Annotated in this window: 20 protein-coding genes; 6 read left to right on the top strand and 14 right to left on the bottom strand. The window is 47.8% G+C overall.

The window, feature by feature from the left end; translation table 11 throughout:
* Positions 1-16 precede the first annotated feature (16 nt).
* A complete protein-coding gene (locus FCL45_RS23660; protein WP_136795142.1) occupies positions 17-1819 on the top strand; it encodes a YgiQ family radical SAM protein in 1803 nt (600 codons plus the stop codon).
* A 72-nt stretch (positions 1820-1891) separates the two neighbouring features.
* Here the strand turns inward: FCL45_RS23660 and FCL45_RS23665 are convergent, their stop codons facing one another.
* The 4 genes from FCL45_RS23665 to efp form a co-directional block, all read right to left on the bottom strand.
* Complete coding sequence (locus FCL45_RS23665) at positions 1892-2827, bottom strand: polysaccharide biosynthesis tyrosine autokinase (protein WP_136795143.1); 936 nt, start codon at positions 2825-2827, stop codon at positions 1892-1894.
* A gap of 92 nt (positions 2828-2919) precedes the next feature.
* On the bottom strand, positions 2920-4479 hold the full coding sequence (locus FCL45_RS23670) for a GumC family protein (RefSeq protein WP_136795144.1): 1560 nt from the start codon (positions 4477-4479) through the stop codon (positions 2920-2922).
* Positions 4480-4950: 471 nt separating this feature from the next.
* Complete coding sequence (epmA, locus tag FCL45_RS23675; protein ID WP_136795145.1) at positions 4951-5877, bottom strand: EF-P lysine aminoacylase EpmA; 927 nt, start codon at positions 5875-5877, stop codon at positions 4951-4953.
* A 4-nt stretch (positions 5878-5881) separates the two neighbouring features.
* Positions 5882-6445: an elongation factor P gene (gene efp / locus FCL45_RS23680; protein ID WP_136795523.1), complete on the bottom strand. Its 564-nt coding sequence runs from the start codon at positions 6443-6445 to the stop codon at positions 5882-5884.
* 300 nt (positions 6446-6745) lie between these two features.
* Here efp and FCL45_RS23685 point away from each other — a divergent pair, with 300 nt between their 5' ends.
* From FCL45_RS23685 to FCL45_RS23695, 3 genes are all read left to right on the top strand, one after another.
* Positions 6746-7243, top strand: coding sequence for a metallophosphoesterase family protein (locus tag FCL45_RS23685; protein ID WP_136795146.1), 498 nt, complete (start codon positions 6746-6748; stop codon positions 7241-7243).
* A gap of 154 nt (positions 7244-7397) precedes the next feature.
* Positions 7398-10073, top strand: a complete 2676-nt coding sequence (gene mutS, locus FCL45_RS23690; RefSeq protein ID WP_136795147.1) for a DNA mismatch repair protein MutS — start codon at positions 7398-7400, stop codon at positions 10071-10073.
* Positions 10074-10304: 231 nt separating this feature from the next.
* A complete protein-coding gene (locus FCL45_RS23695) occupies positions 10305-12188 on the top strand; it encodes an N-acetylmuramoyl-L-alanine amidase (RefSeq protein ID WP_136795148.1) in 1884 nt (627 codons plus the stop codon).
* A 181-nt stretch (positions 12189-12369) separates the two neighbouring features.
* On the opposite strand, the gene FCL45_RS23700 is transcribed toward FCL45_RS23695, so the two are convergent.
* The 9 genes from FCL45_RS23700 to FCL45_RS23740 all read right to left on the bottom strand — a co-directional run bounded on the left by FCL45_RS23700 (position 12370) and on the right by FCL45_RS23740 (position 21981).
* Positions 12370-12780, bottom strand: a complete 411-nt coding sequence (locus tag FCL45_RS23700; RefSeq protein ID WP_136795149.1) for a F0F1 ATP synthase subunit epsilon — start codon at positions 12778-12780, stop codon at positions 12370-12372.
* Positions 12781-12809: 29 nt separating this feature from the next.
* The gene (gene atpD, locus FCL45_RS23705; protein ID WP_136795150.1) at positions 12810-14225 is read right to left on the bottom strand and encodes a F0F1 ATP synthase subunit beta; all 1416 of its coding nucleotides are present in this window, start codon (positions 14223-14225) and stop codon (positions 12810-12812) included.
* Positions 14226-14274: 49 nt separating this feature from the next.
* The gene (gene atpG / locus FCL45_RS23710; RefSeq protein ID WP_136795151.1) at positions 14275-15144 is read right to left on the bottom strand and encodes an ATP synthase F1 subunit gamma; all 870 of its coding nucleotides are present in this window, start codon (positions 15142-15144) and stop codon (positions 14275-14277) included.
* A 17-nt stretch (positions 15145-15161) separates the two neighbouring features.
* Positions 15162-16685, bottom strand: coding sequence for a F0F1 ATP synthase subunit alpha (atpA, locus tag FCL45_RS23715; RefSeq protein WP_136795152.1), 1524 nt, complete (start codon positions 16683-16685; stop codon positions 15162-15164).
* Positions 16686-17231, bottom strand: a complete 546-nt coding sequence (gene atpH / locus FCL45_RS23720; protein ID WP_136795153.1) for an ATP synthase F1 subunit delta — start codon at positions 17229-17231, stop codon at positions 16686-16688.
* Complete coding sequence (locus tag FCL45_RS23725; RefSeq protein ID WP_136795154.1) at positions 17228-17914, bottom strand: F0F1 ATP synthase subunit B family protein; 687 nt, start codon at positions 17912-17914, stop codon at positions 17228-17230. Before FCL45_RS23725 ends, atpH begins: the two co-directional genes overlap by 4 nt.
* Before the next feature lie 2 nt (positions 17915-17916).
* Positions 17917-18333: an ATP synthase F0 subunit B gene (locus FCL45_RS23730; protein WP_228721407.1), complete on the bottom strand. Its 417-nt coding sequence runs from the start codon at positions 18331-18333 to the stop codon at positions 17917-17919.
* Positions 18334-18638: 305 nt separating this feature from the next.
* Positions 18639-21290 carry an alanine--tRNA ligase gene (gene alaS, locus FCL45_RS23735; RefSeq protein ID WP_136795156.1) on the bottom strand — a complete coding sequence of 884 codons (2652 nt, stop codon included), beginning with the start codon at positions 21288-21290 and terminating at the stop codon, positions 18639-18641.
* Between the two features lie 100 nt (positions 21291-21390).
* A complete protein-coding gene (locus FCL45_RS23740; RefSeq protein ID WP_136795157.1) occupies positions 21391-21981 on the bottom strand; it encodes an isochorismatase family protein in 591 nt (196 codons plus the stop codon).
* A 539-nt stretch (positions 21982-22520) separates the two neighbouring features.
* On the opposite strand from FCL45_RS23740, the gene FCL45_RS23745 reads away from it, so the two are divergent.
* Both FCL45_RS23745 and FCL45_RS23750 read left to right on the top strand, forming a co-directional pair.
* Positions 22521-22814: an ArsR/SmtB family transcription factor gene (locus tag FCL45_RS23745; RefSeq protein ID WP_136795158.1), complete on the top strand. Its 294-nt coding sequence runs from the start codon at positions 22521-22523 to the stop codon at positions 22812-22814.
* 39 nt (positions 22815-22853) lie between these two features.
* A complete protein-coding gene (locus FCL45_RS23750) occupies positions 22854-23063 on the top strand; it encodes a YgaP family membrane protein (RefSeq protein WP_136795159.1) in 210 nt (69 codons plus the stop codon).
* A gap of 39 nt (positions 23064-23102) precedes the next feature.
* Here the strand turns inward: FCL45_RS23750 and FCL45_RS23755 are convergent, their stop codons facing one another.
* Positions 23103-23345 (bottom strand): hypothetical protein, encoded by a 243-nt coding sequence (locus tag FCL45_RS23755; protein ID WP_136795160.1) that lies wholly within the window; start codon positions 23343-23345, stop codon positions 23103-23105.
* Positions 23346-23546: the final 201 nt, after the last annotated feature.

A 23546-nucleotide genomic window follows, 5' to 3' on the forward strand; every position in this document is an offset into this window, starting at 1 on the left:
TTTTCTGGCAGTACAAATGACTCCTCTCAAGTTGCAACCATTACCAGCCTCCTGGGAGGAGTGCATTCAGCGTGGATGGGACAGCATTGATATTCTCCTTGTTACCGGAGACGCATACATTGACCATCCGTCTTTTGGTGTAGCCCTTATTGGCCGTTTTCTTGAACATTACGGTTATAGAGTGGCCATCCTGTCCCAGCCTCGATACGACTCTCCCAGTGACTTCCAACGCTTCCCTGCTCCTAACTTATATTGCGGAATTACTGCAGGTAATCTTGATTCCATAGTTGCCAACTACACAGGTAACGGTAAAGTTCGAGAGACCGATGCCTATTCACCCGGTGGAAATGGATGGCGCTCCAAGGAGAAAAACAAGAACAACAGGTATCGCCCGGATCGAGCATCGCTGATTTATGCCAATCTGGCTCGATCCTGCTATAAAGATACGCCAATCGTTCTCGGTGGGCTTGAGGCCTCCCTTCGCAGGTTTGTTCATTATGATTACAAACAAAACAGGATAAGAAGCTCTTTTCTGACAGACGCCAAGGCTGACCTGGTCGTTTATGGGATGGGGGAACATGCAGTTCTTGATATAGCTCGAAAATGCCAATCGGGAAAACCGCTGCAGGGAATTTACGGTAGCTGTGAGAGGCTCACTGAAAACGAGCTTAACAGGCGCTTTGCAGGTTGGTCCGCACCAGACTCCAATGACTTTCTGGTGTTACCTTCTTTAACTGAGATTCAGGGAGACAAGAAATTATTTCTGGATGCTGAGCTTGCTCTGGATAAACACTCCCGGGCCGGATCAGATCAAATAGTACTGCAAAAGCAACAGACCCATTGGGTTGTCCAGCACCCTGGCGCGAAAAGCCTCACAGTTAGAGAACTTGATTCGTTGTATGAGCTTCCATACACGAGATTGCCACATCCGCAATCACCTGATGTTCCCGCTTATCGGATGATCAAAGATTCAGTCACCATCGTCCGTGGTTGCTCTGGTAACTGCTCGTTTTGTGCCATAACCAGGCATCAGGGTGCTACCATCCAGAACAGGTCGGTTGAATCGATTACCAGGGAATGCAAAACTCTGGCCGCCTCACCTTCTTTCAGCGGCACCATCAGCGATCTGGGAGGTCCTACCGCAAACCTGTACGGGACTTCCTGTGCAATTGGTGGATGTAAGAAAAAGGACTGCCTCTACCCGCAAATATGCAAGCATCTGGTGATTGACGAAGAACGTTTTTTATCTCTTCTTGCGAAGGTCGCCTCCATAGACAATGTCAGGCACGTTTTCATTTCTTCAGGCTTGAGAATGGAGCTTTTATTGCGTACACCTTCACTGCTGCGAGAACTCATCCTGCACCATATCCCCGGTACGATGAAAATCGCACCGGAGCACAGCAGCAAAGAAGTGTTAAAGCTGATGCATAAAGAGCCCCATGCTCTCCTGACCAAATTCATCAATCACAGTAGGGCATTGGCAAAATCCTTAGGCAAGAACCTTAAGGTTGTTCCCTATGTGATCAGCTCTCACCCTGGCTGCCGGGATCAGCACGCTACGCAGTTGGCAAATGATATGGGCAAGCTCGGTCTGCCGCTAAAACAGTTTCAGGATTTCACCCCAACTCCTGGCACATTATCGACGGCCATGTATGTAACCGGCCTGAGCAGAATTGACAAAAAACCAATTTATGTAGCCAAAAATTCGAGCGAGCGTATGAAACAACGCAAGCTCCTTGAAGGGAAAAACAGCAACCCGCGAGTCAGGCATAATGACATCCGCGCAACTGCCACCCGAAAGAAAGTGCGCAGGCGTTGAAAATAGCACCTCACCCCGGGTTGGGCGCCGAGATTCCATCTTTTTTAGGGAAATTGGTCGCTCTAACAGTCGCTAGTTTTTCTTCGCCTTATAGTAATCACCATACTGAGCGTACCGTTCAAATACTTTCTTTTTGATATATCCTTCTTCCTGCCCGTTAAATACCACACCAATCACTTTTTCTTCACCTATTGAATGAATCATGGCTTTAATCTTCTGCCGGTCAGATTTGCCATAACGCACCACAATGACAACTCCATCCACTTTCCTGGTCAGCACATTGGATTCGGAAGCGACTAAAAAGGGTGCGCTGTCAAAAATAATAAACCGATCCGGATACCTGTCAGACAATTCATCGATCAGTCTGCCCATTCTCTCTGAAGATAAGAGTTCCGCAGGGTTTGCTGGTGGATGTCCACTGGGTAAAACAGAAAGTTTGGACACCGACGTATTCATTAGAATATCCTGAATCTCGACCTTGCCCTGCAGATATTCCGAAAGGCCATTCTCAACCCTGCCACTGATACCAAGCAAACTTGCCACACTTGGCCTTCTCAGATCACAATCAACCAAAAGTGCATACTGATCTAGACCACGCGCAAAGGCGACGGCCAGGTTTGCAGCAACAAAGCTTTTACCTTCCTGTGGCGCACTGGAGGCAATGAGAATTGTTCTGGCACCGGGCTTGCCATCTTCCGGGTGAAGAATAGAGGACCGTAACACCCTGAACGACTCAGCAGATTGGCTGTTTTTCTCCATAACCAAGCGTATTCTCTCATCCCAGTTATCTGCATATCCTGCTTCATCGGTAATATGGCCTCTCTCGACATCACGAGGCGAATCCGTTGTAGGCAACTCTCGCACCATTTCACGGATTGGGACAACGGCATCAAGTTTTTCGCTCTCTGAAACAGCAACTTCCTGCTTTTCCGTTGGCTCCTGAATGTCATCGTCCTTTGCACCCAGATCAACCCCCGCCTTTTTCAACGCATCTGCTATATTACCCATAACCTGTACCTTTGCTTATGTAATGTGTCAGCCTTGGTTGTCATTGCTCGAATACCAATTCAGCAGCATATTTTATCCTAGTACCACCTTAACTAAACCACCACAATTCCCTTGGCAAACATGTACCAATACAAAGCTATGACAAGCACAAAACAAACAGATACCCCCGCGATTTTCATTATAGAGGTAATTGTCCCTCTTCGTTTTTCTGCATTGGTTTGAATAGACGAAATGGTTGTTATCAGCGGCACCCCAAAATATTGCTCCAGTTCCTCAGACTCCCTGAAAGATCCGTCAAGAAAATCTGTTATCAGAATAAATCCACATCCCATTACCAGAACCGCACCCAGCGCAACTAACATTGTTTTCAAAAAATCTGGTTTTACCGGCTTTTCGGGAAATCTTGCCGGATCTACTATCTTGAACTGATTTCCTTTTTGTCTACGCTCGAGGTTCAGCATGGATTTCGCTTCAAGATTTAGCGCGACAAGTTGATCATAGTGATGTTTGAGTTGTGCATATTCCCGCGTCAATCCAGACCATTCCGCCTCCCTCACGGGAGCAGCTGCAATCCATTCTTCATATTGCTTGATTTTCTGGCTTAACTGTTCTTTTTCCCTCGCTATGGTCTCCATGCTGAAGTCAACGTTAGAAAGTTGAGCCTGTAACTTCATGAGTACTTCGTCCCGAATCTGATTACTTCCAGAAGATGATTCTTCACCGCTATCACGAGTCTCCTGCTCGAATTTGGAAATCATCTTCTTGACCCTTTTGATCTCCGGGTGGTTGGGCTTATATTTAACTTCCAGCGACTCTAATGTAAGTCTTAATCGTTCCAGATACTGGGCGCGGGAATCTAGCCCTTTTCTTGAGATATTGCCGTTTTCACCAATTAGAGCAATCTTCTCCCCCTCCAGCATTTCTTTTCTGGCGGCCACCTGATCTTGAATCAATACCCGGGTACGCTCCAGTGCCAGCATGCTCTCCTGCGTGCCTTGATACTGTTCCTGCAGGGAGGTAAGCCGCTCTACGTTGACCCCCCTCTGCTCTGGCATTTCGTTATAGTATTTGAGCTTATAATCCCGCATGGTTGCTTCTTTGACATCCATCGTTCTCTTTGCCATCTCAAGCCTGTTACTCGTATATTCCGAGGTCTCACTGGCTCGCTCTTCACGGTATTTGAGGTTCTCCTCAATGAATTTCGCGGCTAAAGCATTTGCGACCTTAGCAACCTTTCCCTGGTCCTCCCCACTAAACGAAATCTCAAAAGTGTCACCACGACGGGAAGGTTCGATCGAAATATCCATCCGCATCATATTAATGACATCTTCCATTGGATATTCCTCGCGAGCATCTCTGTATAGATCAAAGCTCTTGATTATCTCTTCTAAATTTGTTCTGGAGGTTACAATCTGCGTGAGTGTACTGACCACGTCACGAATTCGTGCAGTTACATCACGGGGCGTCTTGTTGGGACTTATCTGCGGCTGCTGATAACTCAGCAAAGATGTTGCCATGTATGTCTTCGGGGTGATTATGTAACTCACCATTCCACCCACCAGGCCAACCACAAACAGCAACAGCAGCAGATACTTCCAGCGAAACACAAGATCAACATACTTCTTCAGCATTAAACTCTGTTTTGTGTCCATGGGAAACTCTTGTGTCGAACAGATATTAAATGATTACCCCCAATCGCCAGAGAGGCATCCAGTAGTTAGGTAGAGCATATTCGATTTATATTTATCCCGCAATAAAACATTCGATCTATGTCATATAATCGTATTAAACAATTACTAATTATGAATACGACCAGCCAGATTGACAGCTGCGAGTCACCTGATTGCAAACACTTTTGTCTGCTGGCCGACACAATACCTGAAAATTCCCGTCAACCTCTATTAAGTGTCGAAAATAGTAGGCTTTGACCGTTAATGGAAAGGGGTCTCTACTGATAGAGTCAGTACCTGTTGTGGATAGAAATAAACAGGACAATTTAGACCCTTCGGACGAATCGATACGACCAGCTCTTCCGCGTCTTTTTTTGAGCTTTACACACTAAAGCATCATAAACCTCAAGCCTCCTTGACCTGGCAGACCGTCTCAACTCTAGAGTTAGGAGGCTAAATCATGTCATCGGGGGCAAAAGTCACTACTGACTGAATAGTATCACTTCCTGTAAGGAGCATAAGTAAGCGGTCGAGGCCGAATGCGATACCTGCTGCATCCGCCAGTTGGTTAAGATCGTTCAGAAATCTTTCGGGTATCTCCTGCTGTCGACCCTGATCGTTTTTAATCGCAGCCTGTTCGGCTAAAAATCTGGTTCTCTGCTCATCCGCATCGGTCAACTCAGTAAAACCATTTGCGAGCTCAATGCCATCTATGTAGAGTTCGAACCGCTCGGCAACCTGAGGATTATCTGCAGATACCTTTGCCAGGGATGCCAGCTGGACAGGGTAATCCGTAAGAAATGTCGGTTTGCCGATTCCAAGCTTTGGTTCAATGTGTTCAACAACGATTTCGTCAAAAAGATCCTGTTCCAGCGCACGCGCCATCGGAACAGGAGAAAAACGGTTAAACGCTTCTTCGACTGTTATATGTTCTGCTGGTTCAAGAAATTTTGAGAAATCGATATGTGCAAGACGCCTTGTCTCAAATTTTTTTTCAGCCTCGAAGGCTGGCAGACCCAGCACCACAAATCTCAGCAGATCCTCACAATCAGCCATTAATGAACAGTAATCCTCACCACGCCTGTACCACTCAAGCATGGTAAATTCCTCCAGATGACGGCGCCCCCGCTCACCTTTTCTAAAGCATGGGCAAATCTGAAATATTGTGTCTGCACCGGCCGCGAGGATCCGCTTCATGCACAATTCCGGCGATGTCTGCAGGAACTGGCCTTCAGCAGTAATTGGCTCTATATACTGTTCCGGGATTATGACTGGTTGGCGGACAGGGGTATCCACCTCGAGAAAACCGCGTTCGAAAAAAAATTCCCTCAGCAGTCGCAGGAGGGCTGCACGAATGTGCAGCCCGTGAAGATCCAGCATGGAGTTACTCTTTTACTCGAGTCACATATTCTCCGGTGCGGGTGTCGATCTGAATTTTATCACCCTCTTCCACAAATGGTGGAACCTGAAGCTGATATCCGGTTTCTACGGTTACAGGCTTGGTATCTGTCCCGGAAGTGTCGCCTTTGACCCATGGATCAGCTTTGGTCACAGCCAGATTAACGAAAATCGGTAAACTGACATCGATCGGACGATCATCAAAAAACAGAACCTCAAGCTCCATATTGTCCATCAGGAAGTTCACATTGTCACCCAGCTGCTCGACGGTCAGAAAAAGCTGATCGTAATTCTGGGTATCCATGAAGTGATACTCTTCGTCCTGGTGATAGAGGTACTGCATCTTTCTCTCTTCCAGGTTCGCTTTCTCAAACTTATCACCAGAGCGATAGGTCTTGGAAAACTGGTTACCGTTGATCATGTTTTTCATTCTGCAACGGTACAGGGCCTGGCCCTTTCCCGGTTTTGAAAATTCAAAATCAGTTATAATGTATGGATTGCCATCAATCTGCAGTTTAAGCCCTTTACGCAAATCCGAAGCGCTCAGCATAATTTTTTCTCCATCTACATCGGCAAAACCGATCTTCGTGATTATTTTGCTCATTCCCGGCGCTGTTGCAATGTAAGCACCGAAAAATCACTATTTGCTATTTAGATCTGAACAAAGCAGTATACCTGTCTTTATGCCTGTTACGCAACCGTTAAAGCCTGATTCAGGTAGAAGCCCACTTGCACGTATCAATCAAAATAATCACTGCTCTCTCAGGTTATAGTGAGTAAATCTATTTTTTCTCATGCTTCCCTTCGCTCTCTGTTATACTATCTTCCGAAATTTCAGTGGAGACCACATATGATCAGAGTAGGAATATTATCGGATACACATCTTGACAACTGTAAACCCGCATTCGTTGAGACAGTACAAAATGTCTTTTCAGAGTGTCAGGTGATCATACATGCCGGGGACATCACAGATATTTCACTGCTTGATTCCTTTGTGGGAAAAGACATCTACGCTGTACATGGCAATATGTGCAACCACAAAACCTGCACGACCTTGCCTGAAAAGCGCCTTGTCTCTCTTGGTGGCTATGCCATTGGTATCTGCCACGGTGCCGGTCCACGTCATAATATAGAAGATCGTATGTTTGACCTGTTCCCACTTGCAGATTGTATAGTTTACGGCCACACTCACCAGCCGGTCTGTCACAGGATCGGCAAAACGCTGATAATCAACCCCGGCAGTTTTCAAGCTACCGGCCGGTATGGTGCTCCCGGTACTTATGCACTGCTGACAATTGCTGCGGATGGGCTGAACGCCACCCTGCATGAATTACCAGCCCAGCCATGAAAACGGCGCGCTCATCGACATGGTTCGGACTGCTACCGCTATCCTACCGAAAATTTTCTCACCGGACGGAATGCACACTATAGCAGAATATATCGACGTAACCTTTGACAAGCTCTTACCAGAAATCAACAAACTCAGCTAAACAGTACCTGGAATGACCGCTAATCTAAAACTCACCCCAATGCTTCAGCAGTACCTCGAAATCAAGGAACAACACAAAGACACCATTCTCTTTTACAGGATGGGTGACTTTTACGAAATGTTCTTTGACGATGCAGAGGTTGCTTCGAAAATATTAGGCATCACGCTTACATCCAGAAATAACAAGAGCGATGCCCCTAAGGTTCCTATGTGCGGGATCCCCTTTCACGCTGCCCAGGCATATCTTGCAAAACTTGTTAGGGCAGGTAAACGTGTCGCCATCTGTGAACAGGTCGAAAACCCGGCTGAGGCCAAGGGAATTGTTAAACGAGAAGTAGTTCGAGTCGTCTCCCCCGGTGTGATCACCGATGACGGTTTGCTTGACGACAAAGACAACAATTATGTCTGTAGCATCTGTTGTGATATCAGCGGTGCCAGAGCCCTCTTCGGCTTGAGCTTTCTCGATGCCACCACCGGCGAATTCCTGGTGGGCGAATTTATCGATGAAGACCAGAGTGCGGAAATCGTTCTCGACCAGCTGACCAGACTCACCCCTTCTGAGATATTGATCAGCGACAAGGAAAATCAGCTGATAAATGAATTACTCGACACTGCCCAGATTCTCCTGCCAGGTCTCTGTGTAACCACACGCTCTTCCTCATTGTTCCATAAGGCCACCTTGGAACAGCAAATGCTTGAGCATTTCCAGGTTACCACCCTGGACGGGTTCGGCTGCTCCGGCTACACGCAAGGGATAGTCGCAGCCGGTGTATTGCTCGATTATATCGTTGAAACCCAAAAGGCAGGCATTGACCACATCAGTAAGGTTGTCCCTCTGGACCTCGAAACGATTCTGCAGATCGATGATTCTTCCAGGAGAAATCTCGAACTGACCCAGACCCTAATCGGTGGCAAACGGGACGGGTCGCTGCTCTCTGTCATGGATCAGACCTGCACCCCCATGGGTGCCCGAATGCTCAAACAAAATCTGCTTTTTCCGCTTCAGGATCTCTCCCGAATAAAGCTCAGACTGAACGCAGTAGAATTCCTCTTTGGCCATCCGACCTTGCGCCAACAGCTCCGTGAACAGCTCGATTCCGTCTATGACATCGAGCGACTCACCAGCCGTATGATCCTTGGATCAGCTAACGGCAAAGATATGCTCGCGCTTGACCATTCTCTCGCGCGTCTTCCGGATCTGCTTGCCACCCTGGCCAAATGCCCTGCCGATAAGCTTATCGAACTGCATGAAAATCTTGATCCGCTTGAAGATCTGCACGAACTCCTGAACCAGGCTATCAACCCGGAAGCGCCGATCACCCTGAGAGACGGCAACCTGATCCGCGAGGGATATAACGCCGAACTGGATGAGTTGATAGCAATTCAAAGAGATGGCAAACAAACTATCCTCCAACTTGAGAGTTCAGAACGGAAAGCTACCGGAATAGCTAAATTGAAAGTAGGGTTCAACAAGGTTTTCGGATATTTCTTTGAAGTGAGCAAACTCCATTCTGAAAAAGTTCCTGATTATTACATTCGTAAACAGACACTGGTCAATGCGGAACGCTTCATTACTCCTGAACTCAAGGAATTCGAAAATAAGGTTCTCGGAGCCCAGGACCGTCGCCTTGAACTCGAATATGACCTGTTCATCGAAGTCAGGAACCATATGGCCGCACATAGCGGACGGCTGCTTTCCACAGCACAGCTGCTGGCAAAACTCGACTTTCTTTGCTCTCTTGCCGAGATCGCCCATAAATACAAGTACAGCAGGCCAACTGTGACAGAAGGTGACCTCATTCAAGTCACCGAGGGAAGACACCCTGTAATCGAACGTTCACTCCCTGCCGGCAAATTCGTCCCCAACAACGTTCATCTTGATCAGGCCGACCAGCAGTTGCTTATTATCACCGGCCCTAATATGGCCGGTAAATCCACGGTGCTCAGGCAAACGGCCCTCATCGTGCTCATGGCCCAGATGGGAAGCTTCGTCCCTGCGGAGTGTGCTGAAATCGGCATCGTAGACAAGATCTTCACCAGGGTTGGGGCCATGGACGATCTTCGCCGGGGCCAGTCAACATTCATGGTAGAAATGAGTGAGACGGCAAATATTCTCAATAATGCGACCCCGAAAAGTCTGGTCATTTTAGATGAAATCGGCCGGGGGACATCCACGTACGACGGTTTATCAATCGCCTGGGCGGTCGCCGAGGATCTGGTTCAAAAAGATGGGCAAGGCGTTAAAACCTTGTTCGCAACTCACTATCACGAACTTACAGACCTGACCTCGACCATGCCACGGGTAAAGAACTTTTCCATCGCAGTCCGGGAGTGGAATGATTCGATCATTTTCCTCCACAAACTGGTCAAGGGATCTGCCAATCGCAGCTATGGTATTCAGGTTGCCGGTCTTGCCGGTGTGCCCCAGGATGTCGTGGCGCGTGCCGGGGAGATACTCACCAATATCGAACGTGGAGAATTTGATCATGCCGGCCTGCCCAGGATCGCACACTCTGTCAAACCCAAAACTACCAAGCGTAAAGCACACCCGGACCAGCTATCCCTATTTCGTCCTCCTGCTGAACCTGATCCCGTCAAAGAAGTTCTGGATGAACTTGATGCCGACGAGCTGACCCCAAAAATGGCTCTTGATGTTATCTATAAGCTCAAAGAGTTGATGAGAAATTAGTTTTTTATCATTTTTATGACCAAACCTAGCCGTGTCGCGCAATTATTTCATTGGCTCGACTCGGCTACTTCATATGCGATATACACTTCACACCTTTTTTACGTCGCACTGCATGCCTGCCACGATTGTTTTGTTTTGCCTTACAGGGTCCTTTTTTGTATACTCATTCTGCATATTTCAAGCAAATTCGCTTCTCTGGATTGTATCCAATTATTCCTGTAAGTATCGGCTGTGAAAAAAGGTAAACAACAACTCGAAGCATCTGCGTCGCTCAGATTTTTTTCAAATCTTCTGATAGGATTAGCTCTTATCCTTATCATTTCGTCACTTTCGCCATTAGCTATTGCTTCTTCAATAGCTGGCAGCTCCCAGGGGAGCGAAGTCGAACTCCCACTGGATAAGCGATATGACAAGGCTAAGTTCTACTTTAACCAGCTGCTTACCAATCAGTCTCTCGCACAGGAACGATATAATTGGTCCAAGGGTGCGCAGAATTTTCGCAGAATCTATCTCTCCAACAGTAAATCCGAATTTGCAGCTCCCTGCCTCTATATGCTTGGCAGGATGTACCATTTGATGTACAAGCAGTTTGATCACGATTCAGATCTCAATGAATCTATCAGTTATTACAAAGATAGTGCACGGCTGTTCTCCAACCACTCTCTGGCAGACGACGCATACTATGCTCTTGGTTTAATCTACCTCGGTGATAAAAACAGTGCGGAGGAATCCGCAGAATATTTTGCCCGCATTGTAAGGAAGTATCCCTCCGGTGATATGCTTGCACGAGCCGAGGATATGCTCAAGCAAATCTCCAGAGACCACGACATAGCCCTGCCCAAAAGCATGGTCGGCAACTCTCCACTTGGTAAACTTAACAACGTGCTGCCAGTCAAATACTGGTCATCCGATAACTATACCCGGATTGTCGTCAAAGCTTCCGGCCCGGTCAGTTATGAAGACAGTATCCTTCCCAAAACCAACAATGCCCCGCGTCGTCTGTACGTCGACTTTCACGATAGTTATATAGAACCTCGATATCGTGCACCAATCCCCATATCCGATGGCCTCCTCAAATCTATCAGAACCGGTCAGTATTCGAAAAATACGGTCAGGGTTGTATTGGACATAGACCGTATTGACAGCTATAAAATATACAGCCTTCCAGACCCTTTTCGAGTGGTCATTGACGTGCGCGGAGATAGCATCACCTCTGCCAAGTCTATTCAACGGATAGCCTCTCAGAAAACCAAACGATATTTTGGGTCATTCTCTTCAGTTGAAGCGAGCGGTATGGTCGTTCTCAAGGACCGCAAGAAATACGTACCTGGTGAAAATTTATCCTTTCCAGCTGCCACTGGTTCGGAATCAGACCAGGCACCAGATCAAACCGAACTTTCCCTCGCCCAGCAGCTCGGCCTCGGAGTCCGGACAATCGTGCTTGATCCAGGCCATGGCGGCAAGGATCCCGGAGCCGTAGCCAATGGCGTAATGGAAAAGGACATTGTACTCACTTTGGCCCATCAACTTAAGCCCCTGCTTGAGAATCAACTGGGATGTGAGGTTATTCTCACCAGAGATGATGACACCTTTATTTCCCTCGAGGAGAGAACGGCGATTGCCAACACCAAAGGAGCCGATCTCTTCATTTCACTTCATGTGAATGCCCATCGTTCCAGCAAAGTGCGCGGCGTTGAGACCTACTTCCTGAATCTGACAACCAGTACTGATGCCATGAAGGTTGCAGCGAGGGAGAATGCCACCTCAACTCATCAAATGAGCGATCTGCAGGATATCCTTTCGGATATTATGAAAAACTCAAAGATCGAGGAATCATCGAGGCTTGCCCAAAAAGTCCAGACGGCAATTGTTCAGGGACAATCAGGCACCTCCTTTAATGAGCTGCGCAATTTAGGAGTCAAACAGGCTCCCTTTTACGTCCTTATTGGTGCGGAAATGCCGGCAATCCTGCTTGAAACCTCATTTATCAGTAACAGGGGTGATGTGGCAAATCTCAAGTCACCTTCCTTTATCAAGGCACTGGCTGATGATATTTCCATTGGCATAGGGTCGTATATCAATGGCAATCTGGTCGGTTTCAACAGTACCCTGTAGCTCTATAAAATCCTTGTAATCAACTCCCCATCTTCTCCGGAACCCTGCCTGAAACAGGCAGCTACCCTTTCTCATTAACTCTTTGCTCAGGCTAAGCTTTTCATTGAGTTCGTATACAAAAAAAAAGGCCTCCCGAATTTCGGGAGGCCTTTTTTTATATGACTATTTCGACTGCTGCTAATTACAGCTTTGCAGTCTTAAGTCTGGCAACCGCACGCTGCAAAGATGCTTCAGCGCGGGTCAGGTTTAAGTTTTCGTTTTGTGCTGAGGCTTGGGCAAGGCGCTTTTCAGCGCGCTCTTTTGCCCTCATAGCCCTGTCCACATCAATGTCACGACCGAATTCGGCACTCTCTACAAGAAAAGTGATCTTGTTATTTGAGACTTCACAAAAGCCGCCACTAATCATTAGTGCATGCCGCTCTTTGCTCGCCTCATAAGTCAGAGTTCCGATCTTGATGGTAGACAAAAATGGGGCATGATTAGCCAGCACACCAAAGTCGCCACCATAACCAGGTGCGTTAACGATATCAACATCTTCGTTAACCACTGCCCCGCTCGGTGTAACAACTTCAAGTCTAATCTGCTCTGCCATCGGTTTGCCCTCTCTAGTTCAATGGTTGTTTATTCTTTGGACGCTGCGTCTTTTGCAACTGCCTCGTCGATGGTACCAACCATATAGAAAGAGTTCTCATTCAGGTCGTCATGCTTACCTTCGAGGATCTCTTTAAAGCCCTGTACGGTGTCAGCAACCTTTACGAATTTACCTGACATACCGGTGAAAACCTCAGCAACGGTGAATGGCTGAGAGAGGTAACGCTGAACCTTACGGGCACGGGCAACAAGAATCTGATCTTCTTCAGAAAGCTCGTCCATACCAAGAATTGCAATAATGTCCTGAAGATCCTTATACTTCTGCAAGGTAACCTGAACACCACGGGCAACCAGGTAATGCTCTTCACCGATAACGTTCGGATCGAGAATCCTGGAGGTGGAATCCAGAGGATCAACCGCAGGGTAGATACCAAGCTCGGAAATCTGACGGGAAAGAACAACAGTACCGTCAAGATGGGCGAAAGTGGTAGCTGGTGCAGGATCGGTCAAGTCATCCGCAGGTACGTATACGCACTGTACCGCGGTAATGGAACCTTTGGTGGTGGAGGTAATACGCTCCTGCAGGGCACCAAGATCGGTGGCCAGTGTCGGCTGGTAACCAACAGCAGAAGGAATACGTCCAAGCAGCGCGGATACCTCAGAACCTGCCTGGGTAAAACGGAAAATGTTATCAACGAAGAAGAGAACGTCCTGGCCTTCCTCATCACGGAAGTACTCTGCCGCGGTCAGACCGGTCAGAGCAACACGTGCACGTGCTCCTGGAGGTTCAGTCATCTGACCGTAGATCAGGGCTGCTTTCGGCAATACGCCGGAATCCTTCATCTCGTGGTAGAGATCGTTACCCTCACGAGTACGCTCACCAACACCACAGAATACTGAAATACCACCATGATGCATGGCGATGTTGTTAACCATCTCCATCATGATAACGGTCTTACCACAACCAGCGCCACCGAAGAGTCCCATTTTACCACCAAGTGGGAATGGAACCAGAAGATCGATTACCTTGATACCGGTTTCAAGAACACGTACCTCGGTGTCCTGCTCGGTGAAAGCAGGTGCCGGACGATGAATCGGCATTTTCTTCTCGGATGCGATATCACCAAGACCATCAACAGGCCGGCCGACAACGTTCATAATGCGACCAAGAGATGCCTCACCTACAGGAATCTCAATCGGCTTACCGCTATCACGAACTTCCATTCCACGAACAAGACCATCGGTCTGATCCATGGCGATACAGCGACAAACGTTGTCACCAAGGTGCTGAGCTACCTCAATAACAAGGTTGTCGGCAACATCAGAGATACCTGGGTTGCTCACAAAGAGCGCATTCATGATTTCGGGAAGATTCCCGGCTTCGAACTCAACGTCAACTACAGGACCAATTACCTGTGTTACTTTACCAATTCTCTGCTCACTCATAGGGCCTTACCCCTCCTAAAAGTATTTAGATTTTCTGTATAGTCAAAAATTATTTCAGGGCTTCTGCACCGCCAACGATATCCATAAGCTCATTTGTAACGGCGGCCTGGCGAGCCTTGTTGTATACAACTGTCAGATTAGCAACGATATCCTTACATGCGTTGGTCGCATTATCCATCGCCGTCATACGTGCTGCATGCTCACCTGCTCCGATTTCGAGCATTGCTGCGTACATAACAACGTTGAGATATAACGGCTGCAAGACATCCATGATCTCTTCTTCTGAAGGCTCATAGATGTAGTCACCAGAAGTACTTGCTTTAGCAGCCTCATCGGATTCAATCGGCTGAACCGGAAGCATCGCCGCGACTGTCGGTACCTGTGATGCTACTGACTTGAACTCGCTGTACAGAATTTCCACTTTATCAGATCCACCTTTGAGGAACTGATCAGCAAGGTCCGAAGCGATCTCCCTGGCGTTGAACATCTGGAAGTTCGCCATGATATCACCATAAGATTTCCGGACTTTGCCGGTCTTCTTCAGGACCTGAAATCCTTTTTTTCCTACACATACGAGGCTGACTGTTTTCCCTTCCGCTTCGTAGGCCGCCATCATTCTTTCGGCAAGCTTAACGACATTCGCGTTGAAGGAACCACAAAGTCCTCGATCAGAGGTGACCACGACGAGCTCTACAGTTTTCACATCACGGGCTTCCATGAGTGGGAACTGATCTGGGTTGGCACCTCCGGACAAATTCGACATAGCCTCATTGAACTTGGATGTATAAGGACGGAATGCTTCCATCTTATCCTGGGCACCACGCAGTTTCGCTGCGGCGACCATGTTCATGGCTTTGGTGATCTGGGATGTCTTCTTGACACCCGTGATCTTAGTTTTGACCTCTTTTAAACTCGGCATATCGGTACCTACCTGTATTAGTTAAGACCTTTAGTTGCCTTGAAAGTTTCACCAAAGCTGGTCAGCACTTTATTGAGTTTATCCTTGATTCCATCAGTAAAAGTCTGCTCTGTCTGCAGATCGGTAAAGATGCTTGGCTCGTTGGATTCGATGTAGTTATAAAGTTCCTGCTCGTAGTCGGCAAGGGTATCAACCGGCAGAGGATCAAGATAACCATTAGAACCTGCATAAATGATGGTAACCTGCTTTTCCATCGGCAGCGGCTGGTACTGTGGCTGCTTGAGGATCTCAACGAGACGCTCACCACGGGTCAGCTTGGCCTGGGTTGATGCATCCAGATCGGAACCGAAGGCTGCGAACGCCGCCAACTCACGATACTGAGCAAGGTCAAGACGGAGGGTACCGGCAACCTGCTTCATAGCTTTAACCTGGGCAGCACCACCAACACGGGATACAGAAAGACCTACGTTAATCGCAGGGCGTACACCAGAGAAGAACAGGTTTGGCTCAAGATAAACCTGGCCATCGGTAATGGAAATAACGTTGGTAGGAATAAACGCAGAAACGTCACCGGCCTGGGTCTCAATGATCGGAAGTGCGGTAAGCGAACCTGCACCCAGATCATCGTTAACTTTAGAAGCGCGCTCGAGAAGACGGGAGTGGTTGAAGAAAATGTCACCAGGATACGCCTCACGTCCCGGTGGACGTCTGAGGAGCAGGGAAAGCTCACGATATGCAACAGCCTGCTTGGAGAGATCATCATAAATGATAAGAGCATGCTTGCCGTTATCACGGAAGTACTCACCCATGGAACAACCGGCAAAAGGTGCGATGTACTGCATTGGTGCTGGATCAGAAGCACATGCGGCAACAACAGTGGTGTACTCCATGGCGCCGTGCTTTCTGAGTGCTTCAACAACCAGGGCAACAGTGGATTTTTTCTGACCAACAGCTACGTAAATACAGTGCACATCGGTGTTTTTCTGGGCGATGATCGCGTCAACACAAAGAGCAGTTTTACCAATCTGGCGATCGCCGATTACCAGCTCACGCTGACCACGTCCAACAGGAGTCATAGCATCAACTGCTTTTGCGCCGGTGTAACATGGTTCATGAACACCTTTACGAGCAATAACACCAGGAGCAAGAACCTCGATTTTAGCGCTCAAGGCTGCGTTGATTGGCCCCTGTCCGTCAATCGGAGCACCAATAGCATCAACAACACGACCTTCCATTTCCGGTCCAACAGGAACCTCAGCGATCTTGCCGGTACGCTTAACGATATCGCCTTCTTTAATACCTGAAACATTACCGAGAACAGCACAACCAACGTTGTCTTCTTCAAGGTTCAGGGCAAGACCCATAATACCGCCAGGGAACTCGAGAAGCTCCATGGCCATACAATTCTGAACACCATAAACGCGGGCAATACCATCACCAACAGAGATAACGGTACCAGTCTCGTTCAGGTCAATGCTTGTCTCGTACTCACCAATCTGGTCTTTGATAATCTGACTGATTTCTTCGGCTTTAATCTGCATCTATTCTCTCCCCTTAATGGAATCTTTTAAACCTGCAAGCTGTGCTTTAATACTTCCATCCAGTACCAGATCACCTACCTTGGCGATCACCCCGCCGATAATGGACGGATCAACACTGGTTGTAAGTTCCACCTTCTTGCCTGTTAACTTTTCAAGTGTAGCCTGAACCTTGGCTTGTAATTCATCACTAAGTTCAACTGCTGAAATAACACTGCCATGACTGATGTTTTTCTCATCATCAACCATGGCCTTATATTCTTCTGCAATTTCAGGAAGTATTTCAGCACGTTTCTTCTGAACCAGCAAATTCAGAAAATTCCCCATGACCTTATCAGCATCCATCGAGCTGACTATGCCGGTCATGACTTTTTCCCGGATATCCATCGGGTAGAGTGGGTTGGTCAAAGCATCTGCAACTGCAGGGGTGCTGTTATAAAGCGCCGCTACCGCCTGGAGAGCGTCGCCATATGCTTCGAATTTATCCTGCTCTTTTCCAACCGCAAATAAAGCCTTGGCGTATCTTCGTGCAAGGATTGTCTGTTTCACTGTACGGCCCCCACTTTAGCTAAATAATCTTCAACAATCTTCACCTGATCATCGGCGGTGAGATTTTTCACGATCAGTTCTTCAGCCATTACAGCGGCCTGCTCGGCGACATCATCCTTTAAGGTGCGCTTGGCTTCCATAACTTCTTTCTGGATGGCCATCTCAGCCTGTCTTTTGATATCAGCTGCAGCAAGTTCAGCTTTTTCGATAATTTTGGCTTTTTCAACCTTTGCCTGGGCAATGGCTTTGTCTACAACCGTATCGATCTCCTTCTCAACACCAGCAAGCTTGGTCGTAAATTCCTGATACGATTTCTCAGCCGTGGCTTTCTTGGCCTCAAGCTCTTCGATCTCATCTCTGATCTGCTTGCGCCGTGCAGAGAGTCCGTTACCGATTGGCTTGGCAGCAAATTTAACCAGCAGAAACACCAAAACGGCGAAGTTCATGATCCTGAAACCAAGATCTTTGATCTTCTCCGCTGAGAGACTGCCACCGGCAGCTGCGCTATGCCCGCCGGCAGCTTCACCGTGTGCGTCAGCAGGTGCTGCGTGGGTTGCCTGATCTGTTGTGCTGTGACTTGCCTGGTCTGAAGAAGAGGCCCAAACGGGTGCCGATGACAGGGTAAAACACAGCGTCATAATTGCCAGAATCGTCAGTCTGACTGCTTCCTTCACTCCTCTCATCGTTAAAGACTCCTTCCCAGAATTTTACTGGCCATTTCGGTTGCGAAGCCGTCGAGATTCTCCTGAAGGCTTTTCTTAGCACTCTCGAACTGAGCACTGATATCAGCCAGCTGCTTTTTCTTTTCACCATCAGCCTCAGCCTTGATCTCAGTAAGTTTAGCATCTCCGGCTGCCTGTGCCTCAGCACGGGCGGATTCCAGAGCAGCTTTCGCTTTACCGGATGCCTTGGCCATCTTGGCATCTACCTCTTCCTGTCGGAGTTGGGCGTTTTTCTCGTAGTCCGAGACTTCCGCTCTCATCCCCTGCAGCTTTTCAGATCTCTCCTTCAAGATTTTCTTTACTGGTTTGTAAAGAACACCATTAAGGAGAAACATGAGTACAAACATGTTGATGATCTGAATCACCAAAGTAATGTCCATCGTAATCATGTTAGTAAGCCCCCGATTAACTTGGATAAAAAAATAAAAAAACTAACATCCATAAAAATGAATGATGACCGCAACCAAGACAGAAAACATGCGTCAATGAATGGAATTATTACTGATTTTACACTGAACGACCATTCACAATAGCAAAAAATCAATACTCAATATAGTGTTACCTGTCAACCACTTTATAAGATTTAACCCTGTACCTTTTCGCCTGAAACTGGAAAGAGTTAGCCCCATCAACATCTCAAAAAAACAAAATCCGGTTCCCGCCAGGAAACCGGATTTCTCTCTACTTACTCCCCTTTCAACAAACTACCGACTATAACCGGCACCTGCTTAATCGACTCCGACAGCTTATCCGTCATTGGCCCTCCGGCCTGGGCCATATCTGGCCTGCCGCCGCCTTTACCGCCGACAATCTGCGCAACCTGGCTGACCACATCTCCCGCCTTTATTCGCTTAGTGAGATCCTTGGTGACGATGGCTAAAAGGGCCGCTTTACCCTTAATAACTCCACCAAGAACGGCCACACCTGAGTCAAGATTGTCTCGCACCTTATCACCAACCTCACGTAATGTTTTCGGGCTATCAAGCGGGATTTCAGCAGCGATGACCTTGATACCGTCCACCTCGACGCCTCCACTCAACACGGAATCAAGATCGGAGGTTGCAAGCTTGGCGGAAAGTTCGCCAACCTGCTTTTCCAGAGCCTTCTGCCCGGCCAGCAGTGCCTCGATTTTTACGATAACCTCATCGTCCTTGGAGTTAAGCAACTCAGAAATCCTGCTTTGACGGGCAAATACCTGCTGCACGTGGACAAAGGCCGAGCTTCCGGCGATCGCCTCAATACGACGCACGCCAGCGGCAATACCCCCCTCAGAGAGGATTTTAAAGAGCCCGATATCACCAGAAGCGTGAACGTGGGTACCGCCACAGAGCTCTTTGCTGAACTCACCCATTGAAACAACCCGCACCTTTTCATCATATTTTTCACCGAAAAGGGCTGTCGCGCCTTCTTCAATTGCCTGCTCACGGTCGAGCAGGGAAGTGGCGATGTCAATATTGGCTCGAATTTGTTCATTAACGAGATTTTCAACACGAGCGATTTCTTCATCAGACAGCGGTGAAAAGTGGGTAAAGTCAAACCGTAGTCTGTCAGGCCCCACCAGAGAACCAGACTGCTTGACATGATCCCCGAGAACAGAAATGAGAGCTGCCTGCAGCAGGTGTGTAGCAGAGTGGTTCGCAGCAGTTGCCTGGCGAGCGTCAGTGGAGACCTGCAGGTTCACCTCATCCCCGACTGCGAGTTGCCCCTCGCTTACCTCAATCTCACTTAAAATGAGGTTATCGCCCTCTTTAATGGTGTTCAGGACCTTCGCCTTGCCAGCTTTTGAGGACACCTCACCGGTATCTCCCAGCTGGCCACCAGCCTCTGCATAAAATGGCGTTTCCGGAACCAGTAAACGCCCTGAGGCGCCGGCAGCCAGCACCTGGACAGACTGCCCGTCAGCATCGACCAGACCGGCGATTGTCGTCGCAGCAGCAAGCCCGTCATAGCCGACAAATTTTGAGGTCAACCCTTGATCGGCCAGGGCCTTCACACCCTCATCCTTCAAGCGGACACCTTCACCTTTTCTCGAAGCACGGGACTTTGAGCGCTGCTCTTCCATCGCCGTCAGAAAACCGGGTTCATCGAAACCAACATTTCTCTCCAGGGCAATATCACGCACGATATCGAATGGAAAACCGAAGGTGTCGTAGAGCTTGAAGATGAATTTGCCATCGATTACTTTCTTGTCTTCATCTGCCAGCCCGGCAATTTTTTCATCAAGCAGCTGCAGACCATTTTCCAAAGTTTCGCGGAAACGCTCCTCCTCATTATTGACAACCTTGGCCAATAGAGTCGCTGCATCGTTGAGCTGCGGGTAGGCATGGGACATAGAGGCCACAACTGCATCCGTGACCTCCTCCATGAACGGTTTGTCGAGTCCCAGATTTTTTCCATACCGAACCGCGCGGCGCATGATACGTCGCAGGACATACCCCCTTCCCTCGTTGGATGGCAGCACACCATCCGAAACCAGAAAGGATGTCGCCCTGGCATGGTCTGCAATGACCCGCATGGCTACATTTACCGCATCACTCTTGCCGTATTCTTTGCCGGAGAGTTTCTCAAGACGCTCGATGATCGGAGAGAAAAGATCAGAGTCGTAATTATTCAATTTGCCCTGCAGCACCGCAGCAACACGCTCAAGCCCCATGCCGGTATCAATACTCGGCTTTGGCAGCGGTGTCATGGTGCCATCTTCTGTGCGGTTGAACTGCATGAAAACCAGATTCCACAACTCGAGAAAACGATCACAGTCACAACCCAGTTTGCAATCAGGGCTGCCGCAACCAGCAGCTTCCCCTTGATCGATATGGATTTCCGAGCATGGTCCGCAGGGACCTGTGTCCCCCATAGCCCAGAAGTTATCCTTTTCACCCATACGGACGATGCGGCCCTTGGGCAGATCTTCGACCTTATCCCAGAGTTCATAGGCCTCATCATCGTCATCAAAAATCGAGACCCAGAGATCTTTCGGATCAAGTCCCAGTTCTTTGGTTAAAAAGGTCCAGGCAAAACTGATAGCCTCTTCCTTGAAATAGTCACCAAACGAGAAATTACCGAGCATCTCAAAAAACGTGTGATGGCGTGCAGTATAGCCAACGTTTTCCAGGTCATTGTGTTTTCCACCCGCACGGACACATTTCTGAGAGGTCACTGCTTTGGTGTAGTCTCTCTTATCCTCACCCATAAACACGGTCTTGAACTGAACCATGCCAGCATTGACGAAGAGCAGTGTCGGATCGTCCTTTGGCACAAGGGAAGAACTTTCTACCTTTTTGTGCCCATTTTGTTCAAAATATTCCAGAAATTTTCTACGTATTTCGTCGCCTTTCATGTCTTTCGTCTATGCTCGTATGAATAGTGAGAAGGTCATCCGCACTGCCAGAATTTCAGCAGATTGGCACAACCGATCTAAAAATCCTAAATTTATCTTTTTATCCCTGTTTGAGGATCAACGGGAGAATTTCCTTGAACCTCGGAGTCCCTGCCTTGTGGAGCAACTCGTATATCAACATCTCGGCAGGACCGATATCGGCGCCGACTCCTGCCAGTCGTTCCAGAGCCATCTGGTGATGCTCTCGTCTCCGACTCGATACACCGTCTGATACAATCCAGACTTTAAGACCCAGGTCCAGAGCCGCCATGGCTGTCTGGTAAACACAGATATGAGTCTCGACTCCTACGAGAATCATGGTGTCTATTGCCGACGGCAAGGAATTAACCCTGGCCAGCGTCTCAGCATTCGCCAGCGCATTAAACTCCACTTTGTCGTGCCGGGGTATGTCCTCAAACAAAGGCTCAAGGTCAGAAACATATGGCCCGAGACCTTTTTTATACTGAGTATTACCCATGATAGGCATACCGAATATTCTAGCACTGTGGACCATCATACCGGTAATATCCGCAACCTTATCCGCGCCATGCACATGTTTCATGAGGCTCTCTTGGACATCAATAACATGCAGGTAACATGACTCAGGTGTCAATAGCTTCGTATTTGCCATACCAGCTCCTCCGCCTCTCATCGGTCATATAGTGTTCAACATGGAGCCTGGGTGCAGATGAATACCCAAGCCGGACATCTCATTCATTAACGACCTAATAAACTCTTTTCTCAGCCGAGATTCAAGAGTATCCTCTTTTTCCAGCAAAAAATGAGATCCATCACAGTACACCCTTGATTGAAAATCCTGATATCCTTAGCCCAATCCATTTTTTTACCTCAACTCCTTCAACCTCATCACCAGGTGACCGCAACTGACCCGGAGCACGATAAACACCCACTCATATGCCAATCACCTGCCATCAGCTTCTTTTCTACAACAGCCAACGGCTTTCGCCAGCCACTTCATTAAATATGCTTCCTATGGGTTTTATAGGGAAATTATATTTGATCAGGCGCCAACATGTTCAGATCAGAACAATTTTCTCAGCGCTGCAAAGATGGTATGGTATTTTTTTTATGCCCAGTCTCGACAATTCCTGGTAAATAAAGGAACCAAAAAAAGCTTTACAAAGAAAATATTACTATTAAATTAAAAGCTAAAAAACAATAAGGTACAAAATGGAAGACCAACAGATTGACGCAATGTCAAAAATCCTCAAATCGATGTCTCATCCGATCAGACTTAAAATCCTCTGCCTTCTTCAGGATAAAGAACTTTCGGTTGGGGATATTCGCGACCAGGTAGAGACAACCAACGCAAATGTTTCTCAACACCTTAACATTTTGCGCGGCCAGGGAATCATCGATTATAGAAAGGACGCTAATTTTATCTATAACCGGATAACAGATCAGCGCATAATCGAACTCATTCATACCATGCGCAAGTTGTTCTGCCCGACTTTTGATGATTAAATTGGGATGATTGTTCCCTGAAGACAAGAGAGGTGCGTCATGATCATAACAGATTGGATACACTCTATAGCCGGCTCATTGATTCTCGTCAGCCTTGCTCTTGGCGTTGAGGCCAGCCCGGCATTCCTGAGTCAATACTGGCTGCTGCTAGCCGCTTTTGTGGGCCTCAACCTTTTCCAATACGGAATCACCAAGTTCTGCCCCATGGAACTCATTCTGCGCAAGCTCGGAGTAAGGGAAATCAGATAGCCCTCAAATACTATTCCGGTCTGTCAGGCGCAAACTCCCCTACGCCTTTCCAGTCTTCCCTTTATTTATCATCTTGGTGTTGCATGATGCCTGCCAGCAACAGTTAAGCTGAGTACATACCTCACGACGCTGATAGCACGGCAGATTCCCCTCTCTCTCCTGTATCCTGCAAATCAACTCGGAAAGCTTTATCCCCTTATGTTGGGGAATATCCATCCGTAACGCTTTTTTACGAGCAAGAGAGAATAATTTCGGTCCTTTGAGATAAGCCTTTGGTGCCATAAACCTTCACCTCATCCGGATTGGAATATGAATATTTACACACTCTTTTTTGACGAAAAAATAAATGACAATAACAAGGAAAACTTAAAGCACATATCGGAGGTTCGCGCTGCCGATCCTAACAAGTTTTAAACATCGTTCAATTATATAAAAATATCACCTAAAATGTCCACAACAATCGGCAAATCCCACAAAGATGAT

Origin of the sequence: Desulfosediminicola ganghwensis, assembly GCF_005116675.2 — a bacterium.
GTDB lineage: Bacteria > Desulfobacterota > Desulfobulbia > Desulfobulbales > Desulfocapsaceae > Desulfopila > Desulfopila ganghwensis.